Annotated in this window: 12 protein-coding genes; 11 read left to right on the plus strand and 1 reads right to left on the minus strand. The window is 54.9% G+C overall.

Going from position 1 to position 17,538, the window contains the following annotated elements; genetic code table 11:
* Window positions 1-3,819 (minus strand): PA14 domain-containing protein, encoded by a 3,819-nt coding sequence (locus AC2TAD_RS08735; RefSeq protein WP_480867190.1) that lies wholly within the window; start codon window positions 3,817-3,819, stop codon window positions 1-3.
* Between the two features lie 178 nt (window positions 3,820-3,997).
* Between AC2TAD_RS08735 and AC2TAD_RS08740 the strand changes: the two genes are divergently transcribed.
* From AC2TAD_RS08740 to AC2TAD_RS08790, 11 genes are all read left to right on the plus strand, one after another.
* Window positions 3,998-5,704, plus strand: a complete 1,707-nt coding sequence (locus AC2TAD_RS08740) for an ABC transporter transmembrane domain-containing protein (RefSeq protein WP_480867192.1) — start codon at window positions 3,998-4,000, stop codon at window positions 5,702-5,704.
* A gap of 422 nt (window positions 5,705-6,126) precedes the next feature.
* On the plus strand, window positions 6,127-7,797 hold the full coding sequence (locus AC2TAD_RS08745) for an ABC transporter transmembrane domain-containing protein (RefSeq protein ID WP_480867194.1): 1,671 nt from the start codon (window positions 6,127-6,129) through the stop codon (window positions 7,795-7,797).
* 35 nt (window positions 7,798-7,832) lie between these two features.
* Window positions 7,833-9,122 carry an HlyD family type I secretion periplasmic adaptor subunit gene (locus tag AC2TAD_RS08750; RefSeq protein WP_480867571.1) on the plus strand — a complete coding sequence of 430 codons (1,290 nt, stop codon included), beginning with the start codon at window positions 7,833-7,835 and terminating at the stop codon, window positions 9,120-9,122.
* Between the two features lie 133 nt (window positions 9,123-9,255).
* Entirely contained in the window at window positions 9,256-10,281 is a 1,026-nt protein-coding gene (locus tag AC2TAD_RS08755; protein WP_480867195.1) for a GlxA family transcriptional regulator, read from the plus strand.
* 113 nt (window positions 10,282-10,394) lie between these two features.
* Window positions 10,395-11,534 (plus strand): aromatic ring-hydroxylating oxygenase subunit alpha, encoded by a 1,140-nt coding sequence (locus AC2TAD_RS08760; protein ID WP_480867197.1) that lies wholly within the window; start codon window positions 10,395-10,397, stop codon window positions 11,532-11,534.
* Window positions 11,531-13,066, plus strand: coding sequence for a choline-sulfatase (gene betC / locus AC2TAD_RS08765; RefSeq protein ID WP_480867199.1), 1,536 nt, complete (start codon window positions 11,531-11,533; stop codon window positions 13,064-13,066). Before AC2TAD_RS08760 ends, betC begins: the two co-directional genes overlap by 4 nt.
* Window positions 13,063-13,854: an SDR family NAD(P)-dependent oxidoreductase gene (locus AC2TAD_RS08770; protein WP_480867201.1), complete on the plus strand. Its 792-nt coding sequence runs from the start codon at window positions 13,063-13,065 to the stop codon at window positions 13,852-13,854. Before betC ends, AC2TAD_RS08770 begins: the two co-directional genes overlap by 4 nt.
* A gap of 97 nt (window positions 13,855-13,951) precedes the next feature.
* Window positions 13,952-14,692: an SDR family NAD(P)-dependent oxidoreductase gene (locus AC2TAD_RS08775; RefSeq protein WP_480867202.1), complete on the plus strand. Its 741-nt coding sequence runs from the start codon at window positions 13,952-13,954 to the stop codon at window positions 14,690-14,692.
* On the plus strand, window positions 14,692-15,630 hold the full coding sequence (locus AC2TAD_RS08780) for a 3-hydroxyacyl-CoA dehydrogenase NAD-binding domain-containing protein (RefSeq protein ID WP_480867203.1): 939 nt from the start codon (window positions 14,692-14,694) through the stop codon (window positions 15,628-15,630). The genes AC2TAD_RS08775 and AC2TAD_RS08780 overlap by 1 nt, the downstream gene beginning before the upstream one ends.
* 214 nt (window positions 15,631-15,844) lie before the next feature.
* Window positions 15,845-16,036 carry a hypothetical protein gene (locus tag AC2TAD_RS08785; RefSeq protein ID WP_170352707.1) on the plus strand — a complete coding sequence of 64 codons (192 nt, stop codon included), beginning with the start codon at window positions 15,845-15,847 and terminating at the stop codon, window positions 16,034-16,036.
* Window positions 16,033-17,526 (plus strand): GMC oxidoreductase, encoded by a 1,494-nt coding sequence (locus AC2TAD_RS08790; RefSeq protein ID WP_480867204.1) that lies wholly within the window; start codon window positions 16,033-16,035, stop codon window positions 17,524-17,526. Before AC2TAD_RS08785 ends, AC2TAD_RS08790 begins: the two co-directional genes overlap by 4 nt.
* Window positions 17,527-17,538: the final 12 nt, after the last annotated feature.

Here is a 17,538-nt window from a genome sequence, read left to right on the forward strand (position 1 = left end):
TCACCAGTCCACACGCTCGTAGGCATCGCTTTGAATGCTGGTGATCTCAGCTTCGGGTGAGGTCTGGACAGGCTCTGACATGACATCGGTTTCGGCGCCATCGTCTGCAGGAGAAGAGTGTGCATCCCACGCCAATACCTCGTCGGTTTCGCTTTGCAGCAGGTTAGACAGATCTTGCCCCTGCTGCATCGTCGCGCCTTCTGTATCGTCAGCGTGCCCGACAACAAGATCAATCTGAGTTTCAGAGGAAATATTTGCGCCATTGAAACCTTTGTCTGAGACAGTGATCTCGGCTTTTATCGTGCCCTCAAACCCTGGCGGAGGCGAAATCTCAAGCATGTCTACGTTCCACCCCTGAAGCTCCACCGAGCCACCATCTGACAGGGCTGCGTCTTCGCCACTAAGTATCATGGTGTTTGGCGGCAAACCTTCCAGCGAAACGGATGCTGTCGGACTCGCGTGGCTAAGGTCTATCCCAAGTTCGAAACTGCCATCTTTCTCTATGGTCGTCCCGGCATCGGCTTGAACGAATTCCCGTCCGTTGGTGTCGGGACCTTCCCATTCCAGTTTCAGACCAGCTCGGCCACGGTTCTCGAAATACCGGACTTCGATGTCATACGTTCCGGTCTCGAGTTCGATCTCACCAGAACGGGTCCGAAACCCATGGCGACCGTCGTTGTCAACTACCTCGACGCCATTGATATATACAGCGACACCGTCGTCCCCTCCGGCAAAAAAGGTGTAGGACCCGCCTTCTTCGATCGAAATTTGTCCCTCAAACTGGGCGCCAAAAGTGTCTTTTGACCCATCTGCCCAGAATGAGCCTTTGGTGGTTTCGAAATTTATTTCTGATATCAGCTCTTGATGGCTGGGGTCTGCGGACCAGTCCACGTCGTCCAAGTTTTTCAGTTTATGGTCGACGTCAAAAAAGCGCGCAGTGAAACCGCCGAATACTTGGGCCGATGGAAGGGTTTGTTGTGCTGCATTAACGTCGAAAGCAAGCGTTTCCACGCCATCATAGCTGGTGTCGCCACCTGTTGGGGTGGCGTGGTGCAACGTTGCCTGCACTGGTCCCGTAAACTCTGCAGGAGGCGTGATCGTAAGAGCTTGCACATTCCAGCCGCTCAGTTCGACGGTGCCGTCAGGGCCTGCAATTACTGATCCGGACTCTGTTTCGATCTGTGTGCCCTCTGGCAAATCACTCAGCGCGAAGTGAGACTCTTCCGTAAAGCCGACGGTGCCGGCGCTGATTTCAAAGGTAATAGGCATTCCCGATACAGTCTGTGCATCCACTAGGTCCGGCGCCGTGACTGGCTGTCGCCCAACAAGACCGGGGCCTTCCCATTCCAGGGTTGGCCCTGCTGCACCGGGTGTGCCGGCATTTCGCACTTCAATTACATGCGTGCCGGGCGCAAGGTCGATTTCGCCTGTTTGCGCAGAGCCATTCGGAATGACAGTCACGCCGTCGACCACCAGTGTCGCTGAATTGTGGTCATCCAGATGGAATGTAAAGAGTCCGCCTTCTTCAACGTCAATATTGCCAGAAACTTCGATGCCGAATGCATCGTTTGACCTGCTGTCCTGGTGAGGGACCTGTCCAAAGTCGGTGGTCGAAACAACTTCTGTACGGACAGGAGCAGCGTTCCAGTCGACGTCCCCCAGACCGTCTTGGGAGGTGGTTCCAAAAAATTTAATGCTGAAACCGCTGGATATCGAGACGTCGGGCATATCGGCGACGTTCACTTGATAGTTGACGGTTTGGCTCAGCCCTCCCTCGTCAATCACTGTCACATTGACACTAACAGAGGCGGCTTCCTCGAAATCCAACGAAACACCCGGTTTTAGGCGCAGAAGGTTGTCGACGACTTCAAACCGGTCATCCGATACTTCGAACCGGTGAGTGTCCCCCTGATCGGGGTCGTCAAAACTGATTTTCCCGACAATGGCTCCGGCGACATTTTCGCCAACCGTTTGCATGGCCGCCGTCAGGGTGATGTTGTCGATCAAGGCCCCGTAGCTGTCATTCTGACTCTCGGGTTCGCGGAGCTCCAACGTATCCTGTCCTGTCCCGACGACCTGTAGTTGAAACGTCTCCCAATCCGATGACTGGGGATCCAACTCGGCAACGAGGTTTCCGTTCCAATAGACTTCGACCGTATCGGTGCCGCCGGCAAGCCGCTCGCGAAGGTCCAGCCCCAGATCATAAAGCTGGCCGTCCACTGTTTGGATCACTTGCGAAATACTGTCTACGCCGTGACCGTGGTCCAATTCCATCAATTGGTCGCCATCCGAGGCTTTGGTGCCGCCGAACTGGTCCCAGATTTCGATGCCGTGTGAATCCGTCCAAGACCCCGACGGGTCATTGTTAAATCCACGCCACCTTCCTTGATCGAGGTCGAATTCTTCAAAGCTGCCGTTGGAAACCAGATTGTCTGTGTTGATGCTGAGGGTCAGGTTTTCAGGACCTTCATTCACGTTCTCAAGGGAGATGACGAAGTCTTTCGTAGTACTCAGGCCACCAGAATCTGTAGTTGTGATTTGCAGCTCGATCTGGTCAGTCTCCTCGTGGTCGAATTGTACGTCTGGTTTTAGCCGAAGCTCACCATCAACCACCTCAAACCGGTCGTCCGAGACGTGATAAGCATGGTCGTCTTTGATGTCGGGATCCAGCGTCGATAGATTTCCAATCACAGCCCCAGCGGCGTTTTCTGCGACCGAGTGGTTGTCCAGGGTCACATCTTGGGGTGCTTCGTTAATGTCTTGAACGTCGATTGTGAAACTCTCGGTCAGGCTTAGCCCGCCGGTGTCCGTCGCCGTCACGTTGACTTCGACCTGGGCGGCGTCTTCGTAGTCCAATGAAACGCCGGGCTTCAACTGCATATATCCGTCGACCACTTCGAATCTGTCATCGGAAACACTGATGTTGTAGTTATCATCCGCATCGGGGTCGGTAACCGTAAGAGCTCCAATAATTGCGCCTGCCGCGTTTTCCGCGACAGCAACGCCGTCTAACTTGATAGTGTCGGGCGCTTCGTTGACATCCAATACTTCGACGGTGAATCGTTCTGTGAGTGTCAGGCCGCCTAAATCCGTAACGGTGACGTCGACCTCGATCTGGGCTGCCTCTTCGTGATCCAAGGTCACTTCGGGTTTCAGTTGTAGCTGTCCGCCCACAACCTCGAACCGGTCGTCGGACACATGAATTGAATGTTTGTCTGATGTATCAGGATCTACGACCGTCAGTGTTCCCACCACAGTTCCGGCGGCGTTCTCACTGACTTCTAGGGCATCCAACAGGATTTCTTCGGGGGCGTTATTTTCATCCTCAGTGGAAGTGACGAAGTTATCAATCGGAGTGCCTGGATCTAAGGGGGAAGGCACGAAGGGAGTTGGTCCTGAATCATACTGGACCGTTTGTTGTGTTTCGTGCGTATTGCTTTGAATTTCGAACCGCGCGGTGTGATCCCCGGTATCAGGCCCAAGTTGCGCTTCGGCCTTTGGTCTCGTATCGGCCGTTGGCCCGGTCGCCAAAGTTTGATCCATGGTTTGTTCTGTTTCGGGTGCGGCATTGCTTTTGTAAGACGCCTGCTTTTGCTCGGAATGAACCCGCCCAGGCTGGTCGCCCGGTGCGCCATCTGGTCTGAGCCGCGTCTCAAGGGAACCTGCCCGGTCTTCACCCGTGTGCAGTGCGGCTCGGGTGGGATCATTCGAAACCTGAGGTGTCCCATGGGAAAACTGCGCCGCGAATTCCTCTTTTTCTTCCGTCTCTGACAGCTGCGATTGCGCGAAACTTGAAATTTCGTGGGGGGATTTGTTCATTGCGCTACCTCGATTCATCTGTCGGTCCGACCGATAGATATCATGAAGGGTGCTACAGAAATGCTTCATAAATATCTGCAATTTAAAGGAAATTATTCACGACGGCATCTGGGTTCTTTACCATTCCTAAAGCGGCGGTCGCGCAACCTTCTGGGACAGGAAAGGGTGATAGTGCATCATGGAACCGCAACCGCTTGCTGGAAATTTGTCCCGATCTGGATTTGGATTGCCAATCTGGGCTGCATCGTTTTCGTTGAATGTTTTGGCGCTTCTGATGCCCTTGTCCATTCTGATGATCTTCGATCGGATTATTCCGTTTCAATCCACCGATACGTTGCGGGTACTAACCGTCGTATTGATCATCAGCGCCGCGGCAGAACTTGTTTTGCGCCAGTGCAGAACAATTATGCTGACCAGCACCGCCGAAGGCGCGGCGATAGGCAACCGTCGGCGTTTTTTGAAACAGGTTCTAAATGCGAACACCCGGTCATTTTCGCAAAATCCTGACAGCACTTATTTTGAACGGTTTGCCGCCATTGATCAGTTGAGGGATTATCAATCAGGGCAAAGCCAGACGCTTTCTATTGATTTACCCTTTACTGTGTTGTTCGCGGTGTTGATCGGGTTGATCGGAGGCTGGTTGTTTCTTGTTCCTCTCGGCGCGTTTTGCATCGTGCTTGGTTTTGCCTTTGTGATGAAGCGCGCTCAGTGGGTGTTGTTCGAACGGCGCAAATCTCTGGACGCCCGAAGATACGCCTTTTTGTTAGAAACTCTGTCCAACGTGCAGACTGTAAAAGCTAACCGGATGGAACCGCAGATGGCGCGCCGGTTTGAAATGCTCGAAGAGCAAACCGTAAATATTAGTAACAAATTAATCCAATTTGCGGGGATTGCACAGAGTTTCGGAGCGATTTTTTCACAAATGATGGTCGCGGCAATGGGGCTTTGGGGGGCCTGCCTCGTCATCCAGAACCATATAGGCATTGCCGAGCTTGCAGCCTGTATGTTGTTGAACGGTCGTATCATCCAGCCTTTGACCAAGTTGATGACATTGTGGGTTCAATCCGAAAATGTCTCGGTTGCACGAGGGCGGTTAAATGACATGGAGGAGTTGGAAGTCAACGAAATACCTTCTTGCCAAGTACTTGAAATAATGGGGCAAATTTCGGTGCGCGAGATGGCCGTCGAGCGCACGGATAGTACAGGCGCGCTCATGGCTCCGGTAAGTTTTTTAGTACCGCCCTCTGGTTGCGTTTTGTTGGAAGCCGAACAGAGTTGGATGGTTGACTCCGTTTTTGATGCGATCTCTGGTCAACGGCTTCCCTCGAACGGAGAGGTCTTGATCGATGGCTTTTCCGGCGCCAAACGTGTCAATCAAAAAGGGCTGGGCGCGACGATCGTGCTTGAGGCGGACCCTGCAATGTTTTCAGGCACTTTACTTGAAAACCTGAGCGCATTTGGGGACGCGCAAGTCGTTGAGAGGGCGAAAAAGTTTGCTGCTGCGCTGGGATTGGAAAAACGCATTCACCGGCTCCCCGCAGGGTACAACACCGTCATGACTGCGCGAACAAGTTTCGAGAAAGACCCAGTCAACCGTCACTTGGTTTCTTTGACACGGGCATTGGCGTTGCAACCAAAAATTTTGCTCATGAATGAGCCGTCGGCGGCTCTGGACACACCAGAACGCCAGGCTTTGGCGGATTGTTTAAGAACCCTTGCGCCGCGGCCGACTATTGTTTTGTCCAGTCCGGACCCGCGCTTACGACAACTGGCAGATCAGGTCGTTCATCTAAAGGCAAAGCTGTCTGACGAGATCACGTCTTGGAGGGATGATGCAGAGCTGGATCGCCAGGCCGCGCTGCTTAAACAACGGGGGGCGGCATGACAAGTCTAAGCACGCAAAGCGCAAGGGGACTTCTACAACGACTTCTATTGGCGGAGGGGTGGAAAAATGGAAAGGATACTATTGCCGAAGCGTTCCCTCATTTGTCTTCCGAACTGCACCGCGACGACATAATAGAAGCGCTTGGCAACCTGAATATTCCCTTCTCGAGAGTCAGGTGCAGGGAAAGCGAGATAACTGATCAAGAATGTCCCGCGCTTGTCTTTCCCAAGTCCGGCGGGTGTTACATTGCCCTTGGGCGTTCCGCGCGGACGATCAGGGTCAGTGACAGTCAAAACCCCGACCTGCGTCACTATCTTCCAGGTTCAGGCCTTTGCACCGTAATCAAGTTGCAAATCGCGACACCAGGGATATCGGAAAAGAAATTTACATCTGTACGTTCGGCTTTCGCGGGTATGCGCGCGATGCTGCCTTGGTTGTTGGTTACGTCGCTGCTTACAAACGTTTTGGGCCTGCTGACTCCATTGTTAATCATGGCGATCTATGATCGTGTCATTCCGTCGGGATCCATTGATATGTTGGTTTCATTGGCAGTCGGTGTCGCCATAATCGGAATATCGGATTTCGCCTTCCGTCTTGCGCGATCTCGCGCGCTTGCTTACGTCGGATGGCACGGTGAGCGTCAGTTGATGATCGCCCTGTTTCAAAAACTGATGTCCCTTCCGCTGAGCCAGCTGCAAAAGTCAGATGTGACGCAGCAATTGGCTCGATTTCGCCAATTCGAATCTTTGAGAGAAGTTTTTACAGGTCAAGTGATGGCAACCGTTCTGGATTTGCCATTTGTGTTGATTTTTCTGACCCTTCTGTTCTTTCTCGCACCCGAAGCCGGATTGTTGTGTCTCGGCATGGTTGTCGTGTTCATTTTGGTCGGTTGTCTTACCATTCCGCGTCAGCGCAACTTGGACCGCGCCGCTGCCGAGGCCGCAGAAGTCGGCCAGTCGTTGGTTCATAATGCGATCGTGCATCAAAAAGTAATTGCAAACCTGGGCTTGCAGGAAAGATGGATGCGACGTTCGACGCCAATGATCGAACTCGCCGAAGCCGCAGCCCGTCGCGCGCGCCAATTTCAGGCGTTTACCCAGTCACTTGCGCAAACTTTGACCGCTTTGACGGTCGTCGGCTCAATCATCCTGAGCGCCCACGGGGCGGTAACTGCCGATCTGAGTTTTGGCGCTTTGATTGCGGCCATAGCCCTGGTTTCCAAGGTGCTGACTCCGGTGCAGACTTTGTATGCCAGCTTCCCTCAGATGTTAAATTCAGTTTCCAGCCGAGCGCAGGCGGACCGGGTCCTGGGATTGCAGGAAGAATTGGAACTGCGTTTGGCCCAATCGCATCGAAAAACACTTCGTGGAGCGATTTCACTGTCCTCGGTTACGTATCGGCCGGACCCGCTGAATGGCCCGATTTTTTCGCAGGCCAGTTTGAATTGCGAACCGGGTGAAATTGTTTTGCTCATGAGTAGTGATGCCACCAGCCGGACTGCGGTTTTGGATCTGATCGACGGGCTGCACACGCCATTGGCCGGTACGATCGAACATGATGGCATCGACATTCGTCAGATAGCGCGGGATGAGCTGCGTAAGTCAGTCACCTACGCCCCTTATGAGAAGTCTCTGTTTTACGGTACGGTCGCGCAGAATTTCCGTCTTGCATGTTCGTCGCTTTCGGATGCCGAAATCGTTGCCGCCCTGGATCATATGGACTTGTTGAATGACAATGGGTTGTTGGCAAAGGGGCTGGAAACGCGCCTGACGGACGTGACACTGGCGCAATTGTCAGATGAAACCGTCAAAGCGCTGACCTTAGCGCGCAGTATCGCGCGCCCGTCTACTGCCTATCTGTTCTCCGAGCCTACAAACGGTCTTTCGGACATGCGCCGTGACGGGTTCAAAAGATGGGTTTGGGAGCAAAGAGGGCGAAAAACGATACTAATTTCCAGCGCGGACCGCTCGTTCCTCAACATTGCAGACCGTTTCGTTTTTCTGAACGGCGATAGGGTCGTTGTAAATGCAACAGGGGATGCCGGGTTAAAGAAAATCCAAGCTGCTCTGAAAACTGCTGAGGGTCGATCATGACACGTAAGGAATACACCAATACCAAGCCGGGACCGATGGCCAGGGCGGTGGAAAGAAGGCGCAAGAAACCTCCTCGTTTTGCGGCTTTTTTGACTTTGGTCTTTTTTTTGATGATCTGTGGCCTCGTGACGGTAGCCGGGCGAACAATGACGCCACAGATCACGCGCGCCCCGGGTACGATCATGCCAATTGGGGACTACCCGCAGATCGAAACTCTACATGGTGGAATCGTAAAGGAGGTCCACGTCCGAAACGGTCAAAGAGTTGAGGCAGGCGATGTACTGGTAGAGTTGGAGCATCCGGATCTGACGCAGGAAGGGGATCTGGCTGCAGAACAGATCGAGGCAATCCAGCGAGATCTGGCAAATGCGATGACCGTACTTGCGATGCTCAACAGGGCTGTTCCTCCAAGCGTGTCCGAGATCAAAGCGCTCGAAGCTCAGGGGCTTGTGACGGCGTCATCCAGATTGCAACTGTTCTTTGAACGTCAGAGAATCCAACAAACATCATTGGAGCAGCAAAAGGAAACGCTGGATATTTTGCGGCAGGCGGCGGACCTTGCCAATAGGCGTGTGGTCAAGAAAGAGGAGCTTCTGGCGAAGTATGCTCAGCTTCAGGCTCAAGGTCTCAAGTCGCTTAGCGATTATCTCGAAGAGGAGGACGAAGTCGACGCGGTACGCTCAGCCGCATCTGCAGCTTCGGTGCGTCTTGCCGAGGCGCAAAGCGCGCTCATCTTGGCAAGTTCGACATTGCAAGAAGAGACACTGTCTTTGCGTGATGATGTTCTCACCCGGATTTCCGAATTGGAGCAGGAACGAGATCGTCTGCGTGTGTCTCAACAGATCGTAGCGGGTAAACTCGCCGGGCTCCGCATCGTTGCGCCAGCGCGTGGAGTTATTCAATCGGTCGCATTTCCCAACCCAGGAGAAGTGATCGCGCCCGGAGAAACCATCTTTGAGATCCTACCAACCAGACAGGCGCTGATAGTCGAGGCACGTATTCCGAATGCCGAGGTCGGGCATGTCAACGCCGACGATCCGGTGTCGATCAGCGTGGACACATTCGACGTGCGCCGTTTTGGCAAAGTCGAGGGGCAATTGAACTCGATTTACCCCTTGCCATTGACGGATGAAAAAACGGGCGAAACCTATTTCCGCGCATCTTTGGCGTTGGCGCAGGCGTCGGTCGGAACTGGGTCTTTCGCTCGACCACTGCAGGCCGGGATGACCGTGGTTGCCGAAATGAAAACCGGAGAACAGACGTTGCTGGCCTATCTTCTTAAGCCGGTCCAGACGACATTGGATCGCGCATTCAAGGAAAGATAGCCGGCTGACGTCGAAATGGGGCCGTAAGACTGCCGCGATCCATCTCTGCGGCGGGCGAGGCGCAGCGGTCTTGCACTGCGGTCACAAAACCCATCATGTTCGAATTTAGGGAATATGAGGCGGGAGCTCCTGAATGGCTGATACCATGCTGCAAGAAACGCGGGTTTTGGTCGTCGTCGCGCCCAGTTTCAACATCGCGACAACAATGGGTTTTATCGATCCGCTGAGGGCTGCGAATTACCTCGACGGCGCGGGTCATTTCAAATGGGAATTTGCGTCCGAAGCCGGAGGATCCTGCACGTCCAGCAACGGGGCCTCAATCTGGACACGCGCCTTGAGCGAGGTCGCTGCGTCCGAAGTGGACATCGTTGTCGTATCGGCCAGCTGGGCCCCGGAAAAGCATGCGACGGATCGCACCGAAAAGGCGCTTAGGAATTGGGCGCGACGAGGCGCGAGTATGATCGCGCTGGATACTGGAGCATTCATTCTTGCCCAGGCAGGGTTGCTACGGGGGCGTAAGGCGACAGTGCATTACGAACATATCGACGCGTTCCAAGAGCTTTTCCCCGACGTGGAAGTTGTCGAGAACTTGTTTGTTTTGGACGGCAACCGGATCACATGCTGTGGTGGCGGGGCTTCGGTCGATCTGGGGTTGCAAGTGTTACAGGGTCTGCATGGAAGCGCGCTTGCCAATGCGGCGGCCCGGTACGTGTTCCACGACACACTACGCGGCCCGGCCAACAGGCAGCAACCTGACGGCGCCGAGCCGCTGGGGGCAACGGTTCCAGCGAAACTGCGTCTAGCAATTCAGGCTATGGAGGCCAATTTGGAAGACCCATTGCCTGTGCCCGAAATATGCAAAGTCGTCGGTGTCTCGCATCGGCAACTCGATCGCTTGTTCGCGGTTCATGTCGGAAAGACACCAGCCTTGTATTACCGGGATATCCGTCTTGATCGGGCGCGGGGCCTTGTGACGCAGACGCGCCTTCCCTTGGCCGAGATTGCCATTGCATCAGGCTTTGCCAGCCAGGTGCATTTCAGCAGGTCATACAAAGACAGGTTTGGCTTGCCACCCAGCGTGGATAGGGTCGAAGGCAGGGTGCCATTTGAATTTCGTGCTTGGCCAATGCACAGAAATCCCAAGGACCGAGATGGCTAAAAAAATAAAAAATATGGCAAAAAAAGTTAAGGAAAAAGTGTTTTTTCCACGGATCATGAGCCTGATGACCCAATTGGCGGGCCAATTTACGGCCCGATTTCGCGGAGAGAACGATGAGCGAGCTACCCTCAAAAGCGCAATTTGATACGATTTGTGAAGGCTTTAGCCCCGATCCGTTCAACTCAAGCTCGCTCAAAGCTGACGCCTATGTGGATCCTCGTTGGTACCAGGCAGATGTGGCAGCGATTCTTGCGAAGACATGGCAATGGGTGTGTCATGTCGAAAAGCTGCGTCGACCGGGATCTTATTTGACGACTGAGATTGCAGGCCGACCGATTGCGGTGGTTCGGGATCGTCAGGGGGTATTGCGTGCGTTTTATAACGTCTGCAAACACCGGGCGCATCACTTGTTAACCGGCGAAGGCGAAACGACGCGCATCATGTGCCCATATCATGCATGGGTCTATAAACTGGACGGTCAGCTTGTTCGGGCGCCCGAGACCGAAAGCCTGACAGGTTTCGATACTGCGGATATCTGCCTGGACCAAGTTGGAGTGGAAGAGTTCGCCGGTTTTATCTTTGTGAACCTCGACCCCGGGGCGCGCCCGTTATCCGAGGTCTCTGGCGATCTGCAGACTGAAATCCGCCATTGGGCGCCCGATATCGATAATCTGACTTTTGGTCATCGACTGACCTATGACATCAAGTCGAACTGGAAGAATGTCGTCGACAACTTTCTTGAGTGTTATCATTGTCCGACTGCACACAAAGATTTCTGTGACCTGGTCGACATGGACACCTACAAGGTCACGACCTACGGGATCTATTCCAGCCATATGGCAGAGGCGGGCAAGGGCGCAAACTCGGCCTATGACGTGTCCAACGCGACCGTTCGTACGCATGCGGTCTGGTGGTTGTGGCCCACGACCTGCCTGATGCGCTATCCGGGAAGATCGTCGATGATTGTCTTGAACGTTATCCCGGTAGGCCCTGATCGCACGCTGGAAACCTATGACTTCTTTTTGGAAACTCCTGAGCCTGACGATATGGAGCTTGAAGCGATCCGCTATCTTGACGAAGTACTGCAGCGCGAAGACATAGATATTGTTGAAAGTGTGCAGCGCGGCATGAATACCCCGGCTTTCTCGCAGGGGCGGATCGTTCACGACCCTAGCGGATCGGGCAAGTCCGAGCATGCGGTTCACCATTTTCATGGTCTTGTGCTGGACGCTTATAAAAAGGTTGCGCCGTGAGGCGGCCCAATATCGTCGTCATCATGGCCGATCAGCTTGCACCGCATTTTTGCGGCGCTTATGGCCATCCGACGGTGAAGACACCTCATATTGATGCGTTGGCGGCTCGGGGGATGCGGTTCGATGCGGCGTATTGCAATTCTCCGCTGTGCGCGCCGTCGCGGTTCGCATTTATGTCGGGACAACTGATCAGCCGGATTGCAGCCTATGACAATGCCAGCGAGTTCAAAGCTTCGGTCCCCACCTTTGCGCATTACCTAAAGGCGCTGGGATATCGGACTTGCCTGTCCGGTAAAATGCACTTTGTCGGCCCCGACCAGAAACACGGGTTCGAGGATCGGGTGACGACCGATATCTATCCGGCTGATTTCGCCTGGACCCCGGATTGGGAGGCTCCGGATGAACGGATCGACAAATGGTACCACAACATGCAAACCGTCAAAGAAAGCGGCGTGGCCATCGCAACCTTCCAGACAGACTATGATGACGAGGTCGAATTTGCAGCTCGTCGATGGCTGATTGATCGGGGCAGGGATCGGGCCGCGGGGGATGCCGCGCCGTTTTGCATGGTCGCAAGTTTCATCCACCCGCACGATCCCTATGTGGCAAAACCCGAATGGTGGAACTTGTACTCGGACCTGGACGTTCCGATGCCGGATTACACGCTTACACCAGAGGAGCAGGATCCGTACTCACGCCGCGTGATGGACGGGATCGAAGCAAGCTATGTGCCGTTGAGTGATGAGGAAGTTCGTCGTGCACGCCGCGCGTATCTGGCAAATGTGAGCTATTTCGACAGTAAAGTCGGTGCCATCATCAAGGCGCTGGAAGATATCGGAGAACGCGGCAACACAATCGTCATCGTCACCGCAGACCACGGTGACATGCTGGGCGAGCGCGGGCTTTGGTACAAGATGAACTTCTTTGAACACTCGGCACGGGTGCCGCTGATCATGGCTGGGCCAGAGATCGCTTGCGGGGCGGCCGCGAGTGCGTGCTCGCTGGTGGATCTGTTGCCGACCTTCATTGATATTGCCGGTGGAACAGATGCCATTCTGGGCGAACCGATTGATGGCCGATCGTTGATGCCTCTGGCGCAGGGGCAGGTCGACACGGTGGATGAGGCCATCGGCGAGTACTGCGCCGAGATGACGCCCTATCCTGTATTCATGATCCGTCGGGGGGCGCTCAAGTACATTCATTGTGACCCCGATCCGCCGCAGTTGTATGATTTGGAACAGGATCCCGGTGAACGGACGAACGTCGCGAATGACCCTGCCTACATCAAACAAGCCAGGGCTTTTGCGGCCGGGATCGCCCATCGCTGGGACAGCGAGGCGTTGCGTAAGGATGTGATCGCGACCCAGAAATCGCGACGTGCCCTACACGCCGCAATGGAGGCCGGTGCCGGCGAAGCGTGGGACTATATGCCTCGGCGCGACGCGACGCAGGAATACGTCCGTAATCATATGGATTGGACTGCGGCCGCCGCAAGATATCGGTACCCGCCCCGAAAGGAGAACAGTGAATGATGCTGAAAGGCAAAACCGCTTTGGTCACCGGTGGACGCGGGGGAATCGGACGCGCCATCGTTTCGCGTTTCCTGCGCGAAGGGGCCCGCGTTTACGCTGCGGATCTTTCACCCGAGGGGTCGCTGGCGGAACATAATGAAGATGGCAGCATCTTCGTAAAACTCGACGTCACGCAAGAGGCTGACGCGGTCGCGGCGATGCACAAGGTCCGGGCAGAATCTGGACAGTTGGGCATTCTGGTCAACGCGGCAGGGATTGAGATTGAAAAGACGATCGAGGAAACGACACTGGAAGAATGGAACCTGTCGTTTGCGGTCAATGTCACCGGGACATTTTTGACATCGAAACACGCGCTGCCGCTGATGCGTAAGGCAGCACAGGGAACCACGGCGTCTATCATCAACTTCGGCAGCTATGACGGCTTTATCGCCGACCCCGGTCTGGCTGCTTATTGTGCGACCAAAGGCGCGGTTCATGCGTTGACTAGGGCCATGGCCTGCGATCACGGCCCTGAAGGCATTCGCGTGAACGCGATTTGCCCGGGCTATGTCGACACTCCGATGTTGCAAAGCTTTTTCTCGGGTGACGGTTCAGGCGGAGGTGGCAAGTCGATCGAGCAGTTGCAGCAGGCGGTTCGCGACGTCCACCCGATGCGGACCTACGGCACACCTGATGATATCGCAAACCTCGTGAATTGGCTGGCCTCGGACGAGGCGCGTTACGCCAGCGGACAGCTTTGGGTCTTGGACGGGGGCTTGAGCGCTCAGGTCCAGCAGATGAAGTTATGACGGACCCTGATCTTAGGGACGAACCGGGCATGCCGTCGACAAGCGGGGTTGCGGCAGGGATAGACGCCGCCTTGCAAAACAGGTCAGGAGAATAGTGATGCGTTTGGCTGGTAAGAGGGCGCTGGTGACAGGCGGTCGGCAGGGTATCGGGCGCGGGATCGTCGAGGCGTTTGTACGCGAAGGCGCAGCTGTCACCACGTGTGGTCGCGGTTCTCGTCCGACAGATCTGGGCAAGGACGTGATTTGGTACACGCTGGACGTAACCGATGCTGCTGCGGTTGCGGAACTGGCCTTCACAACCGACGGTACGGATATTCTGGTCAATAACGCCGGTGTGCAGGTGGAAAAGACTGTCGCGGACAGTACGGACGCGGATTGGGAGGCGGTCATAGGGACAAATTGCCGGGGCGTGTTCAATCTCTGCCGCGCTTACATCCCCCGCATGCCCGAGGGCGGTTCGATTATCAATATTGGTTCTATTTCTGGCCATGTCGCTGATCCGTCTATGGCGCTGTACAATGCGTCCAAGGCATTTGTGCATGGGTTGACACGGTCCATTGCTGTGGATCACGGCCCGCGCATTCGCTGTAACGCGATTTGCCCGGGATGGATCGAGACAGGAATGCTCGACGCCGGTTTCGACTTGGCTAGCGACCCGGATGCCGCGCGAAAAGATGCGCTGGCCCGGCACGCGATGCGCCGTTTTGGCAAACCCGAAGATATCGCATCCATGGCCCTTTGGCTGGCCTCGGACGAGGCCGGGTTCGCAACAGGGCAATTGTTCACGGTGGACGGCGGCATGACCGCTGCCTCCCCACTCAATCCGGGGCTGTTTTGATGGATGTTAAACATACGGCTTGTCTTGGCGGTGGCGTCATCGGTGCCAGTTGGGCGGCGCTTTTTCTGGCCTCTGGCCGCTCGGTCGCGATGTATGATCCCGCCCCGGATGTCGAAAGCAAGGTACGCGCCTATATCGAAGAGGCGTGGCCGACGCTGGCTGCGCTTGGCTTGACCGAAACCGGCGGGCCTGACGCGATCACCTTTTGCACAGACCCGGCAGCAGCCGTTGAAGGAGCAGATTTTATTCAGGAAAACGTCCCCGAAAGGCTAGAGGTCAAACACGCGACCTTTGCCAGTATTGAACCTTCGCTTTCAGCGCATGCAATCGTTGCCAGCTCTGCGTCCGGTTTGACGTTAAGCCAGATGCAATCTGGCTGGAGAGATCCCTCTCGGTTTGTTTTGGGGCATCCGTTCAATCCTCCGCACTTGATCCCCTTGGTCGAGGTACTGGGAAATGACAGGACGACATCGGGAGTGGTCGAAACCGCCCAGCGGTTTTACGAGAGTTTGGGTAAGACCACCATTCGCCTGAACAAGGAAGTCCCGGGTCACGTCGCCAATCGCCTGCAGGCGGCTTTGTGGCGCGAGGCTATCCATCTTGTGATATCGGGCGTCGCGTCGGTCGAGGATGTGGACAAAGCTGTTTGGGCCGGGCCGGGCCTGCGATGGGCGGCGATGGGGCCGACAATGCTGTTCAACCTTGGCGCAGGCGATGGTGGGTTGGACGCGTTTTGCGATCATTTTTCCCAGACCTTCAACGGGTGGTGGGATGATCTGGGTCAGGTCTATTTGACAGATGATGTAAGGCACCAGCTGACCGCAGGGATCAAAGCGCAAACACAGGGAATGCCGCCTGCGGCCCTGTCGCGAGAACGCGATGCACTGATCGTGGCACTGCAAAAGTCGGTTTCGGATGTGCGCCGAAATCAGGCTTAACGGCAGGCACGCCCACCGGCTTTTTGCCTACGTAAGAACAGATTTCCCAGATATGCGCGCCCTCCGGAACATCGCCCAATCCGGTGTAGTATTGAAATATTTGAAATTCTGGTGTGTTCCGCCTAGCATTGATGACATGTGGCCCTCGGGTGTTTGCTTTACCCGTGTCAGGTCTTCGTAGTGTGAATGAGTTTTCTAGTTTGCGGTGACTGAAATGAATCTATTTTCCAGCCGTCGGCGGGTCCTTGCGATGCTTCTTTCTGCGGTTGCGGTGGTGCCAGTCGCGCGGATCGGCTTGATGAAACTTAAAGACAATCCTCTTCCACAGGTGCCAGAGCCGCGACTGACTCTGGTCGACGGATGGCTGCTGGATGAAAGTGACCCCGGCGCAGGAGAAGCGTCGTGATCCTTGATGCGCGTTCCGAAATTCCAAACCTCGACGGGACGTATGATTGCTGTGTCATAGGTTCGGGGCCGGCGGGTTTGTCGCTGGCATTAAAAATGGCCGAGGCGGGCAAACGGGTGCTTGTACTAGAGGCCGGTGACAGGGACATCGAGTCAGAGTCGCAAGACCTTTACGAAGGTCAGGATCTGGGCGTTGAGTACGGATCTCTTTCTGCCACGCGCATGCGGGCCTTGGGTGGGTCGACGTCTGCATGGTATGGCCGTTGCCCTATGCTTGATCCCTTTGACTTTTTGCCTCGTGAAGATGTGCCACTGAGTGGTTGGCCTATCGGCTTTGATGACCTGCAGCCTTATCAGGCGGGCGCAGAACGTATGTTGGGCACGGGTAAATTCGGCCCTCGACTTCGCAAACCAGCAGACGAAACCGGACAAATCGACATCGTCGAGCAAAGGTTCAGTTCGGATCGCGAGTTTTATGACGTGCGTGATGACGAAGCAGCCCGCTTTGGAACCAAATACTTGTCGGATCTGGAGACTTCGGAGAACATTGATCTGGTCCTGAATGCCAACGTCGTGGGCTTCACAGTTGATGGCGACAGCGGCAACGTCACTCAAGCACATGTTCGAAACTATGCTGAAGGTGAAGGAAAAGTTCAGGCAGACACCTTCGTGCTGGCGATGGGTGGCGTTGAAAACAGCCGTATGTTGCTGCATTTGAATGCGCAGGAAAACAACCGGTTTGGCAATCAGAATGACATGGTCGGTCGCTGTTTCATGGAGCACCCGATTGTCGTGTTTGGTGCCTACTTTATCACCAAGCGCCTATACTCTCATTCAGCGTCATGGGAGTTCGAACGCCTTCTGCGTCGCTCGGTTCCGGAACTGATGTTAAGTCCCAGCCAAGAGACAATGATGGCAAATGGCTGGTTGAATTCCAGCGTCAGGCTGGAGCGTCTGAAACAGCGTCCGATTGCCAAAGCGCTGGTAGGGGATTCTGAATTCATCAAGGGGCTGACCTACGATCAGGACTATTTTTTTACGGGTGATTGTTTCGTGACGGGCGAACAACGGCCCAATATGGACAGCCGTATCGTTTTGACCGAACAACGTGATCGCTTTGGGCTGAATGTTGTTGGGCTTGATCTGCAATTCACTGACAAAGACATCGAAACTATGCGCGGTTCGGCAGGTGAGGCGGCTAAGTTCCTGATCCGCAATGGACTGGGGCGGATGCGGATGGTGCCTGAGCTTTGGGACTTAGCGCCAGTTGAAGAGATCGGGCTGGGCTATTCAAACCATCACATGGGCGGGGCGCGGATGTCTGCGACGGCTGAAACCGGGGTAGTGGACTCTGATTGCAAAGTGCATGGAGCCACTAATCTCTACGTCGCGGGTTCTGGTGTATTTCCGACATGTGGACAGGCGAACCCCACTTTCACCATTGTGCAATTATCGCTGCGTCTGGCCGACCATTTGATCGCACGGAGTTAACGGGCACTGTTT

The sequence above is a fragment of the Ruegeria sp. HKCCD7628 genome, assembly GCF_057221005.1.

What these genes read in the sequence shown, in the direction of transcription:
- AC2TAD_RS08785 (WP_170352707.1), top strand. Translation starts at nt 15,845, where the DNA reads ATGAATCTATTTTCCAGCCGTCGGCGGGTCCTTGCGATGCTTCTTTCT.
- AC2TAD_RS08755 (WP_480867195.1), top strand. Translation starts at nt 9,256, where the DNA reads ATGGCTGATACCATGCTGCAAGAAACGCGGGTTTTGGTCGTCGTCGCG.
- AC2TAD_RS08740 (WP_480867192.1), top strand. Translation starts at nt 3,998, where the DNA reads ATGGAACCGCAACCGCTTGCTGGAAATTTGTCCCGATCTGGATTTGGA.
- AC2TAD_RS08760 (WP_480867197.1), top strand. Translation starts at nt 10,395, where the DNA reads ATGAGCGAGCTACCCTCAAAAGCGCAATTTGATACGATTTGTGAAGGC.
- AC2TAD_RS08775 (WP_480867202.1), top strand. Translation starts at nt 13,952, where the DNA reads ATGCGTTTGGCTGGTAAGAGGGCGCTGGTGACAGGCGGTCGGCAGGGT.
- AC2TAD_RS08750 (WP_480867571.1), top strand. Translation starts at nt 7,833, where the DNA reads ATGGCCAGGGCGGTGGAAAGAAGGCGCAAGAAACCTCCTCGTTTTGCG.
- AC2TAD_RS08770 (WP_480867201.1), top strand. Translation starts at nt 13,063, where the DNA reads ATGATGCTGAAAGGCAAAACCGCTTTGGTCACCGGTGGACGCGGGGGA.
- AC2TAD_RS08735 (WP_480867190.1), bottom strand. Translation starts at nt 3,819, where the DNA reads ATGAACAAATCCCCCCACGAAATTTCAAGTTTCGCGCAATCGCAGCTG.
- AC2TAD_RS08780 (WP_480867203.1), top strand. Translation starts at nt 14,692, where the DNA reads ATGGATGTTAAACATACGGCTTGTCTTGGCGGTGGCGTCATCGGTGCC.
- AC2TAD_RS08745 (WP_480867194.1), top strand. Translation starts at nt 6,127, where the DNA reads ATGCTGCCTTGGTTGTTGGTTACGTCGCTGCTTACAAACGTTTTGGGC.